This window comes from Megasphaera hexanoica, from assembly GCF_043520715.1.
Taxonomy (GTDB): domain Bacteria; phylum Bacillota; class Negativicutes; order Veillonellales; family Megasphaeraceae; genus Megasphaera; species Megasphaera hexanoica.
Genome location: NZ_CP171361.1, coordinates 2,536,272 through 2,550,700 on the forward strand (window position 1 = coordinate 2,536,272; position 14,429 = coordinate 2,550,700).

At 50.4% G+C, this 14,429-nt stretch carries 10 protein-coding genes; 2 read left to right on the forward strand and 8 right to left on the reverse strand.

Annotation, left to right across the window (positions count from 1 at the left end):
* Window positions 1-59 precede the first annotated feature (59 nt).
* The 6 genes from ACGTIC_RS12400 to ACGTIC_RS12425 all read right to left on the reverse strand — a co-directional run bounded on the left by ACGTIC_RS12400 (window position 60) and on the right by ACGTIC_RS12425 (window position 5,825).
* A complete protein-coding gene (locus tag ACGTIC_RS12400; RefSeq protein WP_059075527.1) occupies window positions 60-2,327 on the reverse strand; it encodes an adenosylcobalamin-dependent ribonucleoside-diphosphate reductase in 2,268 nt (755 codons plus the stop codon).
* A gap of 185 nt (window positions 2,328-2,512) precedes the next feature.
* Window positions 2,513-3,460, reverse strand: coding sequence for an alpha/beta hydrolase (locus ACGTIC_RS12405; RefSeq protein ID WP_075581473.1), 948 nt, complete (start codon window positions 3,458-3,460; stop codon window positions 2,513-2,515).
* Window positions 3,461-3,570: 110 nt separating this feature from the next.
* On the reverse strand, window positions 3,571-4,116 hold the full coding sequence (pyrR, locus tag ACGTIC_RS12410; protein ID WP_059075525.1) for a bifunctional pyr operon transcriptional regulator/uracil phosphoribosyltransferase PyrR: 546 nt from the start codon (window positions 4,114-4,116) through the stop codon (window positions 3,571-3,573).
* Window positions 4,117-4,131: 15 nt separating this feature from the next.
* Window positions 4,132-5,046, reverse strand: a complete 915-nt coding sequence (locus tag ACGTIC_RS12415) for an RluA family pseudouridine synthase (protein ID WP_059075524.1) — start codon at window positions 5,044-5,046, stop codon at window positions 4,132-4,134.
* 11 nt (window positions 5,047-5,057) lie between these two features.
* Window positions 5,058-5,492, reverse strand: coding sequence for a signal peptidase II (lspA, locus tag ACGTIC_RS12420; RefSeq protein WP_075581475.1), 435 nt, complete (start codon window positions 5,490-5,492; stop codon window positions 5,058-5,060).
* A gap of 168 nt (window positions 5,493-5,660) precedes the next feature.
* The gene (locus ACGTIC_RS12425) at window positions 5,661-5,825 is read right to left on the reverse strand and encodes a DUF362 domain-containing protein (protein ID WP_059075522.1); all 165 of its coding nucleotides are present in this window, start codon (window positions 5,823-5,825) and stop codon (window positions 5,661-5,663) included.
* Between the two features lie 517 nt (window positions 5,826-6,342).
* Here ACGTIC_RS12425 and ACGTIC_RS12430 point away from each other — a divergent pair.
* Entirely contained in the window at window positions 6,343-7,026 is a 684-nt protein-coding gene (locus tag ACGTIC_RS12430) for a response regulator transcription factor (RefSeq protein ID WP_394522706.1), read from the forward strand.
* Window positions 7,010-8,467, forward strand: coding sequence for a cell wall metabolism sensor histidine kinase WalK (locus ACGTIC_RS12435; RefSeq protein ID WP_059075520.1), 1,458 nt, complete (start codon window positions 7,010-7,012; stop codon window positions 8,465-8,467). Before ACGTIC_RS12430 ends, ACGTIC_RS12435 begins: the two co-directional genes overlap by 17 nt.
* A 64-nt stretch (window positions 8,468-8,531) precedes the next feature.
* Here ACGTIC_RS12435 and ACGTIC_RS12440 read toward each other — a convergent pair whose 3' ends face one another.
* Together ACGTIC_RS12440 and ACGTIC_RS12445 are read right to left on the reverse strand one after the other, a co-directional pair.
* Window positions 8,532-10,019 carry a WG repeat-containing protein gene (locus ACGTIC_RS12440; protein ID WP_113855116.1) on the reverse strand — a complete coding sequence of 496 codons (1,488 nt, stop codon included), beginning with the start codon at window positions 10,017-10,019 and terminating at the stop codon, window positions 8,532-8,534.
* A 189-nt stretch (window positions 10,020-10,208) separates the two neighbouring features.
* Entirely contained in the window at window positions 10,209-14,330 is a 4,122-nt protein-coding gene (locus ACGTIC_RS12445; RefSeq protein ID WP_113855117.1) for an autotransporter outer membrane beta-barrel domain-containing protein, read from the reverse strand.
* Window positions 14,331-14,429: the final 99 nt, after the last annotated feature.

Sequence of the window (14,429 nt, forward strand, 5' to 3'; positions counted from 1 at the left end):
GGTGTTTTCTCCTTTAAACTCACAGCCCAGAGTCTGATGCCGGCTATTGGGAAGCATCATCAATAGCACTTACTCCAGCCACAGTTTTTGCACGTATTGCAGCCCCCTTCGAAGACCAGGGGTTCACCGCACTGGGGGCAGAAAATATTTTCGGCCCGTACCTTGTCCCGCGCCCGCGGTTTAACTGGTTTTACCTTCTTCGGCTTTTCATTGCCGGCATGAAGCTCATTCTGTACCTCATTGTACATATCAAGGAGGGCATTGCCTACTGCCATGGGGCAGCAGGATCCCTTGCTCGTATCGCCCCGGGTAGAACGGCGGACCGAATAGCTCGGGCAGTTCCCCGTCGAATTGAGCTGGTCAATGATAGTATAAATATCAATCCCTGCCCGGGCACTGATAGAAATCATGCGGGACAGGCCAATCATGAAATTATTGCAACCGCCTGTCGATCCTTTGCTGAGATACGTTTCCAGCAAAGCGCCTGTTTCCGTATCAAAAAACGCAATACAATGGAGACTGCCGCAGCCCGTAACCAGTTTGCGCTTCTTGCCAATGACATCATCATCGATAGCAACGATTTCACCACGTCCTAATCCGTCTCCGGCAACGGGCACTGTTTTTTCATCGACGTGAGTCGTAAGGATGCCGGCCCGTTTACAGCCATCACGGAAAATCGTCACGCCTTTACAGCCGCTTTCATAGGCCAGCAGGTACAGGCGTTCCGTATCTTCTACTGTAAAGCTGTTGGGCACATTGACGGTAGAACTGATAGACGCATCGATATGTTCCTGCCAGGCCGCCTGCATGGCAATCCGTTCCTGATAGGGAAGAGTCAGCGCCGTGACAAAATAATCCGGAAGCTGTCCATCATCGGTCAGATGATGTTCTTTCATATAAGCTTCTACAATAGGCGTATAGACTTTATAATACACATCTGAACCGTGGAGCGATTCCGTTTTCCGTTCATAATAATTAGCGTAAATCGGTTCGATGCCACCAGAAATCCCCAGCATCGTCGAAAGCGTTCCCGTAGGGGCAATAGTCAGGAGCTGGGAATTGCGCAGTCCGTACTGGCGGACCAGTGCCGCCGTTTCTTCTGTCGTGTTGGCCTGGAAATAAGGCGTATTCATGATTTCTTCCACATGACACATATCGTATGCGCCCCGCTCGCTGGCAAGCTGTGCCGAGGCAGCAATAGCCGTATCAGCCATGGCAAAGCCTATTTCATGGCAAAATGCCACGGCTTCGGGACTGCCATAAGTCAGACCCATCTTAATCAGCATGTCGCCCAGGCCCATGATTCCCAGACCAATCTGGCGCCACTGCTGTACACTGTCGCGCTGTTCCTGAAGGGGATGCAGGGGCAGTCCTTCTTCCAGCACGTCATTGAGGGCCCGGACGGCAATAGTGACACACCGTTTGAATTCCGTAAAGTCAAACGCCGCATCGGGCGTAAACGGGTGCTGGACAAACTGAGCCAGATTCATACTGCCCAAGAGACAGGATCCGCCCGCCGGCAGCGGTTCTTCCGCACAGGGATTGACACCGGAAAAAGAAAATTCCTTCGTATTGGCCAGCAGGTTCCAGTTCCGGATGCGGTCCCAGAACAGAGCCCCCGGTTCTGCATAGTCCCAGTTCGTTTCTGCCAGCAAGTGAAAGACATCGGCGGCCTGGACCATCGTTTCGATAGTCTGCCCCGTTTCCTGACGCGTAAAATGAAGGCGGAACGTCTTATGTTCTTTTACGGCCTGCATAAATTCATCGCTCAGACGGACGGATATATTGGCTTTGGTCACTTTATTCAAATCGGTTTTCAATTTGATGAAATCAATGACATCGGGATGGCTGCAGTCAATCGAAATCATGAGGGCGCCACGGCGGCCATTCTGTCCAATCAGTTCCGTAACCAGCGAATACAGGGTCATAAAGGAGATGGAACCGCTCGTTTCCTTCGCTGCGTTATTGATGCGCGCGCCTTTCGGACTGAGACTGGAAATATCGATGCCACAGCCGCCGCCATAGCTGTAAGTCCGGGCCAGTTTGCCTGCCCGGTCAAAAATGCTTTCAATATTGTCCTCTGGCGGCATCATGACATAACAGTTGGACAGGGTGATTTTTTTCCCTTCGTATTCCAACCCCCTGTTGGCCAGGATGCGCCCGCCGAACAGGAATTTCTGCTGCTGCAGCAATTCTGCCACTTCCGCATCATGCCCACTGACGCGATCCAGCCAGTGATCAAAATTTTCCCCATTATTACAGTACTTATTTTTCCAGATGTCGAGGCCAAGCTGATTGTCCGCGCCAAGCCATTCTTTTTCATCCATAACGATTCCTCCATAGAACGCCGCAAAGATCCGATATATTGTCATTTGTTGGTAATTTGCATACCATATGTAGTATGCAAAAATCTGACTCTATGATACCAGAGCCCCCGCCGACCGTCAAGACAAAAAGAAAATATATACCATACTGTTCATAGGACACTGGCCACGTCTTTTCTGCCAGTCAGTCACACATTTTCTTCCAAAAAATCTGTCACGGTCCGCACATATTCCCGGCGGTCTGTTTCAATAGCGGCCGCATGGGGCGAATCACGGAACACATGAAGATATTTATGTCCGCTGCCACACTGGTCGTACAGGCTCTGCGCCGTTTTGACCGGTACCAGCGTATCGGCACTGCCATGAAGGAACAGGACCGGTACTTTTATAAAGTGCACGGCATGGGCCGGTTCGATGGAAGAGACGAGCTTATGTGTATGAACGAGCATCGCTGCCTGGAAAAAAGGGTCGAGCAGATCATAACCGAGTACGAGGTTTTTATCTCCTGTCCAGTCCATCAGCTTTTCTCTGCCCATAGAAATGATATTTCCATAGGAACTGTCGGCAATGACAAAAGCCACCTGCTGCTGACGGTCACTGCCGGCATACAACAACGCCATAGCCGCCCCCAGGGAAATGCCGTGCAGGCCGATGACAGCCTGAGGATCTTTTCTGCGGAGCCACTGCATCCACATTTCCATATCCTCCGGTTCGGACAACCCCCAATCGGTATGGGCTCCTTCACTTTCTCCATGGCCCCGCTGGTCAATGAGCAGGACATTATATCCCAGGTTCTGATATATGGGAACATACCCAAGACACATGGAACGGTTCTGATACAGGCCATGGAGAAGGATAACCGTTTTATGAGAATGACTGGTGCTGGCAATGTAGGTTCCCCGTAAAATGGTCCCATCCGGGGCATTGACACGGACAGCTTCCCATTGCCGTTCTTTCTCCAGGACGCGTATGGGCGCTACATGCCGTGAATTATTCCGTATTCCCAGAATCTGGTCCCAGGGGGCTTCACGGAATTCATTATATGCCAGATTGCCCGCATAGGCACCGGCTGCAGTGGCGAGTACGATAAGGACAGCTGCCAGGCCGGCTATCCCTTTTAGTATACTGCGTATCATGAGTCATTCCTCCTTCTGACGACAGAGGCATCGCCCCTCCGTTATGGCCTTTATCATACGCCATGGAGTTCACTTCAGGTCAAGGACATGTCGTCAAAAAAGGCGCAGACTCAGCTGCGCACTTCTTCCCGCAATACCACCTGATTGCAGCCATCGACCTCTGATAACTGCACCGAAATATCTTCATGACGCGACGTAGGAACATTTTTCCCTACATAATCAGCCCGGATAGGAAGTTCCCTGTGTCCCCGGTCCACCAGGACCGCCAGTTCGATAAAACGGGGCCGCCCCAGTTCCATGATGGCGTTAAGGGCCGAACGCACGGTCCGACCTGTAAACAGGACATCATCGACGAGGACAATCGTCCTGCCATCGGCATCGAACCGGTTCTGTCCGCTGCTGACCGTATTGATACTGTTCTTGCGGTGATCATCCCGGTACGCGGAAATATCAAGATCATAGACGGGAACGGGAATTCCTTCAATAGCAGCCAGTTCCACCGCCAGCCGCTTGGCCAGCGGAACGCCCCGCGTATGGATTCCGACGAGGAGCATATTATCCAGGCCCTTATTGCGTTCAATGATTTCATGAGCTATGCGGCGGATGGCCCGGCTCATAGCCTTTTCGTCCATTAAAATCGTCTTTACCTTCCACATGGATATTCCCTCACTTTAACGACGTTCCGCCTGCTGCAGGCAGGCCATAAAATCAGCCGGTGCCGGTGCTTCAAAATGCATAGTCTCTCCCGTAACCGGATGAACCAGATCCAGACAATGAGAATGCAGTGCCTGCCCTTCAATGGGAAAATGGTCTTTTTTAAATCCATACAACGGGTCATTGACTACGGGATGATGGATATATGCCATGTGGACACGGATCTGATGAGTCCGCCCCGTTTCCAATTTGCATTCTACCCATGTATAATCTCCAAACCGTTTCAATACCCGGAAATGGGTCACCGCTTCCCGGCCGCCTTTAACGATTACGGCCATCTTAATCCGGTCTTTGGGATGACGCCCGATAGGCGCATCGATAGTCCCCCGTTCTTCTACGATATTGCCATGCACGAGTGCCCAGTATGTCCGGTGTGCCGTATGAGCTTTGATTTGCTCTGCCAGTCCACGATGTGCTTCATCCGTCTTGGCCGCTACCATGACACCAGACGTGTCCTTATCCAGCCGGTGTACGATACCCGGCCGGATGACGCCGTTAATACCGGATAATTCCCCTTTGCAATGGAACAGGAGCGCATTGACCAGCGTCCCATCCGGATTGCCCGCTGCCGGATGCACAACCATGCCCCGGGCTTTATTGACGACGATGATATGGGAATCTTCGTAAAGAATATCGAGGGGAATATCCTGCGGCTCTGCTTTCAGTTCTTCCTGAACGACTAGCCGCACGGCTATGGCGTCACCGGGACAGAGGCGGTAATTCGGTTTGACCGGCCGACCATTGACGGTCCCGTCTCCGTCTTCAATGAGCTGGCGGGAAAAGCTGCGGGAAAGAGAAAGTTCTTTCGACAAATAGGCATCAAACCGCTTACCCGCATCAGCAGCCGATGCTTCCAACAACCGTGTTTCCATGAGTTCCTCCGTCAATCTGAATGATGAGTCCAGCAATACCACAATAACAAAGCCACTCCGGCAACGATACCTATATCTGCCACATTAAAGACAGGCCAGATACGGAAATCAAAGAAATCAGTGACTGCCCCCCGTAAAAACCGGTCCAGGGCATTTCCCAGGGCACCGCCCAACAGCAGGCCGGCGCCTGTATACACCCAGCCATTTTGAGGCAGTTTTTTCCGGAACAGGCCATACAGCACAAATAACAACAGGGCAATAGCGAGAAAAACCCAGCGCTGATTTTCTAAAATGCCAAAAGCTGCCCCTTTATTCAATATATACGTAATATGAAAAAATCCCGGCAGAACCGGAATCGATTCGTGAAGTTCCATGCACTGGCGGATCCATACTTTGCTGCCCTGATCTAACAGGGTTACCAGCAGTGCAATAGCAAAAACGTACACAAACACCCTCCTGCCGCAAAACTGCAGGCAATATATAAAATCTGACCGACATTATCCTATCATAGAAATGTCCCGCTAGCAAGAAGCGGCTTTCCGGCTTCGCTCCTCCCCCGTACAGAAAAAGACCGCCGCACATGGGCGCGGCGGTCTTTTAAACGAGCTATCGGCTTATTCAGCGGAGATAGCACCGGTCGGACATACGGATTCGCAAGAACCGCAGTCGATGCAGGCGTCAGTAACAACGTACTTCGTTTCGCCTTCTTCGATAGCACCGGTCGGGCAAGCGCCTGCGCAGGAACCGCATTTTACGCATTCATCAGAAATTACATGCATGTTTTTCACCTCCAGAAAATTATGAGCAGGGAGTAACTCCCTTCATCTCGTCCATTATTACACGAATGATTTAAAATGTCAATCAAGACCGTAACAGTGCAGTTTCCTGCCATTTCGGACAGATTAAGCCTGGCAGGCATTTAAAAATTTTTTCTGCTTATTTCGCTCATATGTAGAAAAAGAACCGGCGAGGGGAGCCGGTTCTCTTCTGGTAAAGCATCATCGGGGGAAGACGATACTTTATGGTCAAAGATATAAGATAGGGGTGTTCGAGGGGTATATGAACAACTTATATCTTCAACAAGTCGTAGATTCTTTCTACATGTATATAATACCAAGTATTTTTTAAAAGTAAATGAAAATAAGATTAAAATTAGATTAAATTTTACTTTTTTTATTTCCCATTCTAATTGTAAACATTCTATATATGAGTTAATGTCAAATTATAGTACAAAAAGCGGCATATGTAATGTATAATATAGAAAGCAGAGATGTTCGCCTGAAAGGAGCTGATAGAATGAGCGGAAGATCTCATATATTAATCGTTGAAGATGAAAAACAAATCGCCCGCTTCATCCAGATGGAGCTGGAGCATGAAGGATATGAGTGTGATATCGAATATAATGGCACCAAGGCCATGGAACGCATCGGCCAGAACCATTTCGACCTCATCCTGCTAGATATCATGCTGCCCGATGTAGACGGTCTGACACTGTGTCAGCGTACGTGGGAAATCTCCAATGTCCCCATCATGTTCCTGTCAGCCAAAGACGATGTGGAAACCAAAGTCGCCGGCCTCGACATGGGTGGTAATGATTATCTGACCAAGCCTTTCAACAGTAAAGAACTACTAGCCCGCATCCGCGTCCTGCTCCGCGACCGAAACACAGACAAATCGTCAGAAAACTTCCTCCATCTCCAGGATATGACTCTGTATCTGGATCGCCATGAGGTGGAAGTTGCCGGCCGCAAACTACTATTGACGAAAAAGGAATTTGAACTGCTCACGTATCTCCTGCGCAACAAAAACATCGTCCTGACGCGGGAAAAAATACTGGAAGAAGTCTGGGGGTATGACTATGCCGGTGACACCAACGTCGTCGATGTCTATATCCGGTATATCCGCGGTAAAATAGGGCAGACGGACAGCAAAAAATATATTCATACCGTACGTGGGGTAGGTTATGTGGCAAAAGATTAAAGAAAAAATACACCGGCTGCCGCTATTTACACTGCCGCTTTTTGCAAAAATGGTACTCCTCTATTCGTTTATCGTCTTCATCATCCTGCTCATCGTGTCGGTCATCACCGTCACGAGTGTGCATTTTATCATGGGGCGTTCCATTGAACGGGATTTATACTCCAGCGCCCAGTCGGCTATGGAATATCTCGATAAGAGCGGACAGATTGACTCTTCAGTCTTTACCCGGTCCAACCTTCAGCCGTTTGTCAATCTCCAGGTATATGATGCTGCCGGCCGGTTGATTCTGGATAACGGACCGGCTCATACCATCAAAAATCTGAGTGACCGGTACATTGATGATACAGTCCGGAGCAATAACGAAATACCCCTTCCCGAATCCATTCAGGGAAACGAAACGAGTTCCTATGCCTATTATAAAAAATGGTACAGTGCCGACAATAAACTGTACTATCTCCGCTTTTCCCGCGTGCCCGACAAGGAAAATGCTTTTATATCCTTATTATCCAAGCAGCTCGTCGCTTCCGTGCTTGTCAGTCTGATTCTGACCATCTTTTCCGGTATGTATCTCATGCGCAAGTCCCTGGCTCCCCTGAAGCTGATCAATGAAACGTTGAAAAGTATTGAAGTCCATAAACTGAGCCAGCGTATCGTCATTCCGAAAGAAGCGGAAAACGGCATCGAAATCCATAACCTGGCCCAATCTATCAACCAGGCGCTGGACCGCATTGAATACGGATACAAGCAGCAGCAGCAATTCATCAGCAATGCATCACATGAGCTTCGCACTCCCCTTACCGTCATCAGCGGCTATATCAATCTCCTGGACCGCTGGGGAAAAGAAGACCCGAAAGTCCTCGATGAAAGCATTCAGGCTATCCAGTCTGAAACGGAATATATGCGTCAGCTCATTGAACGGCTCCTGTTTTTTGCCCGTTCGACGACAGGTACCCTGGAAGCACATTTCATGGTCATCGACGCATCGGAATTACTGGAAGAAGTGTATAACGGCGTTCTGCTCATTGCCGAAGAGCGGGAAATTCTCCTCGGCCGCAACGATAAGGCTTCCATCTACGCCGAACCGGGCAGTGTCAAGCAGATGCTCCGTATCTTTATCGACAACGCCATAAAATATACACCGTCCGGCGGCTATATCTATTTATCCTGCGAAGCCGATGAAAAGCAGGTATGTTTTAAAGTCCAGGATACGGGTATCGGAATTCCCAAAAAAGATCTGGAACGGGTCTTTGAACGATTCTACCGGGTTGATTCCTCTCGTACCAAAGAAACGGGAGGTTCCGGTTTGGGCCTTTCTATCGCCAAATACATTGCCAAGGGAAACAATGCCCGTCTGGAACTGACCAGTGAGCTCCATAAAGGAACGACGGTAACGGCTATCTTTCCCCGTCATTATGAAACGAAAAAAGACACTGATAAATAATTTTCATCCTGACAATCAGCAGGGGCTGTCTTAAAAAGGCAGCCCCTGCTATTTATATATGACCTTATAAAATTTCTATTTCTTTATACTGCGGCCGGATCAGCCATTCTCCTTTACTGTTCATGATGCCCCAGACATCACCTGACTTGACGGCACTGACACCATGGCGGAAGGACGAAACGACCTTTATTCCCCCTTCAGGAGCCGTATATACCGTCTTCCCTTCCGCATCAATAATTTCGTACTTCTTACCTATCTGACACCAGGCATAGGGCTCCGCCAGATACGGCACGATTTTCACCGTTTCCTGCCAGTAGTGAACTACCTGACCTGTTTCCTGGTTTACCAGGAAACACTGATTCCCCCGCTGCAGAAACATACGGTCAGCCCCTAAAAAATCAACCTTTTCGTATTGGAAAGGAAGGATTTGTCGTCCATCAGACAGGCTGAATACGCCTAGTCCACCTGATTCTTTATCTTTTAATGACACCATGCCATTCCAGTCATCCATCATTCCTGGCCCTACTTCGTACCGGCCCGGTTCAATGATATACTTTCCATCTCTGCCAATAAAAGCCAGCAGTCCCTTATCTTTGACAAATGTCCCCCAGGCTGTCATAGGATAAACTTCATCTAACCGGCTGTCGATAACTATCCGGCCGGTCCGGTCAATATATCCCCGTTTCACGCCGTCATAGGTCAGCGGTTCTATTTCGCCACCATAATAACCACGGTTTACGGCTGAGCCGACGAGCGCTCCTGCCAGGAGTCCCCAGTTAAAATGATTGATTTTACGCTGGTATTCTGCTAGTCCGTCATGATACGGGAATATCCTGTCATAGGGCACGGCAAATAGTTCCTTACCGGAGCGGTCAATGGCAATCTTACGGCCATTTTCATCCCGTACAAAGGCAATGCCTTCGCTAAAAGGTGTCAGAATTTCCTTATATACCGGCTCAGACACCACGATACCATTGGCGTCACGGATACCATACCGGCCTTTTTCCTGAAAAAATACGGACCCACCGCTTTCGTTTTCTGATACTGGCAAGGTCACGGCAGTCCCCGTCTTATCAATATAAGCTGTTTTATTCCCTTTTACCGATAAAAAAACGCCCTGCCCGGCATAGGATAATTTCTTATAAGATGCAGGCAGCAATACTGCACCATCCGTTCCTAACAACCCCCATTTTCCATTTTCTTTATAGAGTGCCAGAACGCCCTGTTCATAATTGACATTGTATTCACTGCGGACGGTTTTCCGCAAAGACTGTACGGGTGCAGGCAGTTTATTTTTTGCCATATAGGGAAAAAGAACCGCTCCCATCCCTGAAGCGGACGGCGTCTGTACACTTATATCAGAATGAGTTGTCGTGCGATTGCTTTTTTCATGTGTCTCTTCTACTGTCACCGTCGATGACGACGACTCCCGGTGCATCCGGGTATAGCTTTCAGCCGGACGTTCCGCCCCATAGGCGGGAAATAGCATACCCCCACTGATACAGGCCATGATGATAGCCGCGATAAGTGTTTTGTTTCGTCGTTGAATCATAAAAGCTCCTCTCTGGGCAAAACTAATAAATATAATGTAAAAAAATCTGACATGATTACAACAATCAGTATATCAACAAATTTTTTGTTGTTAAAGGGCTACCATATCGTTTCTCTATACCAAAATAGGCATACGGATAATGTCTATCCGTATGCCCCAAATACATGTATCACCTATGAAAAAACAGCATCAGAAATTCCAGCGGATGCCCACATCCCAGGACCAGTCTTTACGGAACCGGCTGCCACTGCTCCGTTCTGCATCTGCATAGAACTGTGTTGCCGAACCAATCTGCGCAGACATTCCCATTCCGTATTCAAACCACGTATCGCCATAATCCCGGTTCAGGAACAAATCGCCTTCCTCATCGCTGAGATGTACCTGTCCGGAACCACCGAATTCATGGTACCAGTTGGCCTTGAGGAAAACCTGGGACCTGCGCCCTTCGTATCCAGCCTTGAATCCAACCCGGCCGACAGCGCTGCGGATATCTTGTTCATCAACGGTCACACCATCTTCCATAGTCCACAATGCTCCACTCAGCCAGCCAAGAGTGCCCTGAACTTGTGGTTCGACAAACCAGCCATGCCCCAACTGTTTTTTATATCCGTATTCAGCCCCGAAGGAAAGTCCTGTATTATCGCCGTGGCCGCTGATTCCATCATGGGCAATCAGTTTGTTGGTCAGCCGGTGCAGACGCAGGGCCAGATCGAGATAGGTCCCGTCTTTGCGGATATGCGTATCATACCATCCCAGAGCATAACTGTTCGTATCACTGCGGCCGCCAAAATAGGAAGCCTTGCCTTCCGTATAGCCAAACCCGATACCCTGATAGTGGTCCTGTGTATCGCTGTGGCCTGCCAGCTGATCATATCCTACTTCATACGTTTTATACCGGTCTTCAAAGGGGAATTGCCCATTACGACGGATAGACGTCCCTTTTACCCGGGCCCAGATACCTTCCTGTCCCGGTTCTCCTTTACGCAGGTCACCCAAACGGCGGAAGAGCGTATCCTGCTCCGTTCGCCAGATATGATAATTAATTCCGTCGGCTCCCATAATTCCCCGTACGGTATGAGTATAATTTCCATTGTCATCAGTAGGTAGTTTCTGGAATCCTTTGATGTACCAGTCGGTGTTATATCCATCCGTCACATCGTCTCCCCGGCTCGTTTCATGCGTGTCCAGGAGAGTGCGGTGGAAGAACAACCGATCTTCCGTATCGGGCACATAAAATCTCCCCTGTTCGTCCCCTACACTGGCTAGGACGGACCCGATAGCGCCGTCGGTCCAGACGCCATTCACGGCATGGAGCTGCAGCTGGGTGGTCCCTGTATGGTTCCCTTTTACATAGAGACGGTCATTCACCCGAGAATCCCCCTGGTGGCCCATAAGGACAGCCGTCCCATCGCCGGCGAAATTCCCCGTATACAGGCTCTGATCAGTCGTATTCTGATTCAGATGGATAATCCCCTTATCGGCCTGAAGGCTGGTAACTTTGGAATCGCCATCCAGATTCCAGACGGCACCGTCGTTGAGATGAAGAGTAATCCCTACATCAGAACTGATGCCATAATCGAGATTTTCATCCAACACTTTGCCATCCAGCCGAGAGCCGCTGCCTTTCAGATACGCTCCCAGAGAGCTGCCGGCATCGGCGGTCAGGTCCCCATCGATACCCCCGGTGCTGCCGTCATGACCGATAGTAATGGAACCGCCTCCGGAAGAATGGGCCGCATAAGTGCTGCCGTTGGCCGAGAGGGCATAGTGGTTGGCATCCAAGGTAATAGGTGCCTTATTGGAAACGGACCAGATTTCTCCATTCACTACGGCATTTTCCGTAGCACTGTCGCCGATGGTCACGGGCATGGCATTGGCCTGTACGGCCCGCATGCCGCTGGCCGGGTCGATGATGATGTTCCGTCCCTGAAGGTTCACGGCATTGGTACTATCCCCCAATGCCCAGATTCCGCCATCAATCTGAAGCAGGCTGGTCCCGTCATGGCCCAGGTTCACGGCACCGCCGGTGGTGAGGATCAGGTTCTGATTTTTATTAGTTCCTTCATAGATGTGGATGATATCGCCATCCACGGAGTACCCTCCGTTCAGCCCAACCAGCCGGCCGTCGATGTTCACGTTGGAATCGGCTTGCCCGATGACCAGAGCATTATCTGCCGCACTCTGGATTACCAATGCATCGTGAGTATTACTGTCCGGGCCCGTGGAAGTGCCGTCCTCATTGGTCTTCACCGTGGTCCCCAGAGTCCCGCTGTCGGGAGCAGCTCCGTCACTGAGGGTAACGTTCTTCCCCACTACGTCCATGCGGGAAACACCGTTGACCAGCAGCCGCCCTTTGATAGCAACGGAATCAGACGTGCTTCCTTCGGGAGTCGTCCGGCCGATTTCCACAGACTTACTGTTGGCATTGGCATAGAGAGCCGTATGGCCGTCATTGTCCAGGAGGATATTTTTTCCGCCCACATACAGGATTGTATTCACACCCGTCAGGATTTCCCCATTCACCGTGGTCTGGGCGGTATCTGCATCGCCGATCTGAATGGAAGAATTGCCCCGGTCGATCAGGGAAAAAGCGTTCTGGTTGTGTTCGAAATCCCCTTTCAGTCCGTTCAGGGTGACCGCTTTGCTGCCGTTCAAGACAAAGGCATTGGAGCTGTTGGTGAGGATATGGCCGTTTACCGTAGTTGTCTCCGTGGTATCAGGATTGCCGGACCAGAACTGGGAATCGGTGAAATCCAAAGCAACGGCTTTGTACATATCGGAAGAGGAATCGGTGAGAAACGGGGTTTTTGAAGCATTGTATTCCAGATTCTTCCCGTTGAACCAGACCATTTCATCTTCATTGGAGCTTCCTACCACAGCGGTGGAACCGTTTACCGTCACCTCTGCCTGGCTGCTCCCACCGTATAATTGACCGGTACGGGTTTCCCCATAACTGCCGAAGGTTAGACGGATTGCACTGGTATCATAGGCATTTTCGTGCAGGACATTCCCGATGGTCAGCTGATGGGCGGCCTTCAGATCCAGTCTTGCCGATCCGTTGAAGCCGATGCCCGAAGGCAGGTTGATCTCATCTGCATCCATGGTCAAATGGCAGTCCTGCACCTGGAGGGACCGGTAGGCGCCATAGTGCTTGCCATCGGGAGCCAGAGTGATGGTCTTCCCTGTCAGGGATGCCGTCCCCTGGCTGTCCAGCTGCAGTTCCTGGGCCTGGATATCCCCTTTGCTGCCTTCTGCGTCTTCCGCGGTCAGGGTGATGTCTGCCTTTTCCCCGGTGGCATGGAGTATCCCTCCTGTGGTAATATTGGCCGCTTTGACATGGATATGGCCGTCCCCCACGGCCAGGAAATCCCCTGAAGCCGTCATCTTTCCCCCGGCGGTCACATCGATCTTGGCATGGTTGTGTGCTTCGATAGAAGTATAGTCACCGCCCACGCTGACATCGCCCCCGGCCTTCACCGTCAGGGCCGTATAGGGTTCCTCTGTGGTGTGGTAGCCGTCACCAGTCACCATCCATTGGGAATGGCTTGTCACGCTGCCCCGGGCATTGAGTCCGATGTCCGCAGCCGATACACCTCCAAATTGTTCAATGTCGATATCGTTCCCGGAGAGAGTCACATGATTCAGGATCCGCTCATCATCATCATCCGACCACATGGCTCCTCCCACGCTGAAGCGGCCAATGGACAGATTCCCTGCCTTGGCATTGCCGATTTCCACAGTGCTGGAGTTGGATACGTTCAAATCCTTCAGGTCCAGTCCACTCCTCATGTGCTGGTTCCCCAGATGGATGGTCCCGCCTTCCGTGGCACTGACCGACGCAGCCGATATATCCCTGGCATCCAGGGCAATGCTCCCAGCTTCTTTTTCTCCCACCATCCTGGCAGCCTGGATGCTCCGGAATGTCAAGCGGTCCGTGGCACCATTGCCGGCCGTGATCTTGCCGCCGGTGATGAAATTGCCGGTAAAGGAAATATTTTTCCCCTTGACGGTGGCCTCTCCCCCGTTGCTGCCGCCGTAATCGGCGATGGTCACCTGACTGGTTTCATCCGTTCCTACCGTTACCTTATCCTGATCCCAGCCCTGGAGGTAATGGACCGTGATGGGGTCCCCTTCTTTGGCATCGCCGCTCCATTTGTTTACCCATTCATAGTGGTGTTCAGCAGTCTGGGCGGAAGGATCCGCCGCCAGAGATACACTCCCCGACAGGCTCAGACATACGAGCAAAGCTAGTATACTTCCTTTCTGACAGGTATTTTTTTTCTCACCCTTGTAATAACCATTTGTTTCCATTTTGTATCTCCTTCTATCTTTCTATTTCACGCCAGTACCTGGCGCAAAAAGTTGTGACGTGTACATGCATGTTATGCATGATTAGTAATAGCTAATTAC

What these genes read in the sequence shown, in the direction of transcription:
- ACGTIC_RS12430 (WP_394522706.1), top strand. Translation starts at nt 6,343, where the DNA reads ATGAGCGGAAGATCTCATATATTAATCGTTGAAGATGAAAAACAAATC.
- ACGTIC_RS12415 (WP_059075524.1), bottom strand. Translation starts at nt 5,046, where the DNA reads ATGGAAACACGGTTGTTGGAAGCATCGGCTGCTGATGCGGGTAAGCGG.
- ACGTIC_RS12425 (WP_059075522.1), bottom strand. Translation starts at nt 5,825, where the DNA reads ATGCATGTAATTTCTGATGAATGCGTAAAATGCGGTTCCTGCGCAGGC.
- ACGTIC_RS12435 (WP_059075520.1), top strand. Translation starts at nt 7,010, where the DNA reads ATGTGGCAAAAGATTAAAGAAAAAATACACCGGCTGCCGCTATTTACA.
- ACGTIC_RS12400 (WP_059075527.1), bottom strand. Translation starts at nt 2,327, where the DNA reads ATGGATGAAAAAGAATGGCTTGGCGCGGACAATCAGCTTGGCCTCGAC.
- ACGTIC_RS12440 (WP_113855116.1), bottom strand. Translation starts at nt 10,019, where the DNA reads ATGATTCAACGACGAAACAAAACACTTATCGCGGCTATCATCATGGCC.
- ACGTIC_RS12445 (WP_113855117.1), bottom strand. Translation starts at nt 14,330, where the DNA reads ATGGAAACAAATGGTTATTACAAGGGTGAGAAAAAAAATACCTGTCAG.
- pyrR (WP_059075525.1), bottom strand. Translation starts at nt 4,116, where the DNA reads ATGTGGAAGGTAAAGACGATTTTAATGGACGAAAAGGCTATGAGCCGG.
- ACGTIC_RS12405 (WP_075581473.1), bottom strand. Translation starts at nt 3,460, where the DNA reads ATGATACGCAGTATACTAAAAGGGATAGCCGGCCTGGCAGCTGTCCTT.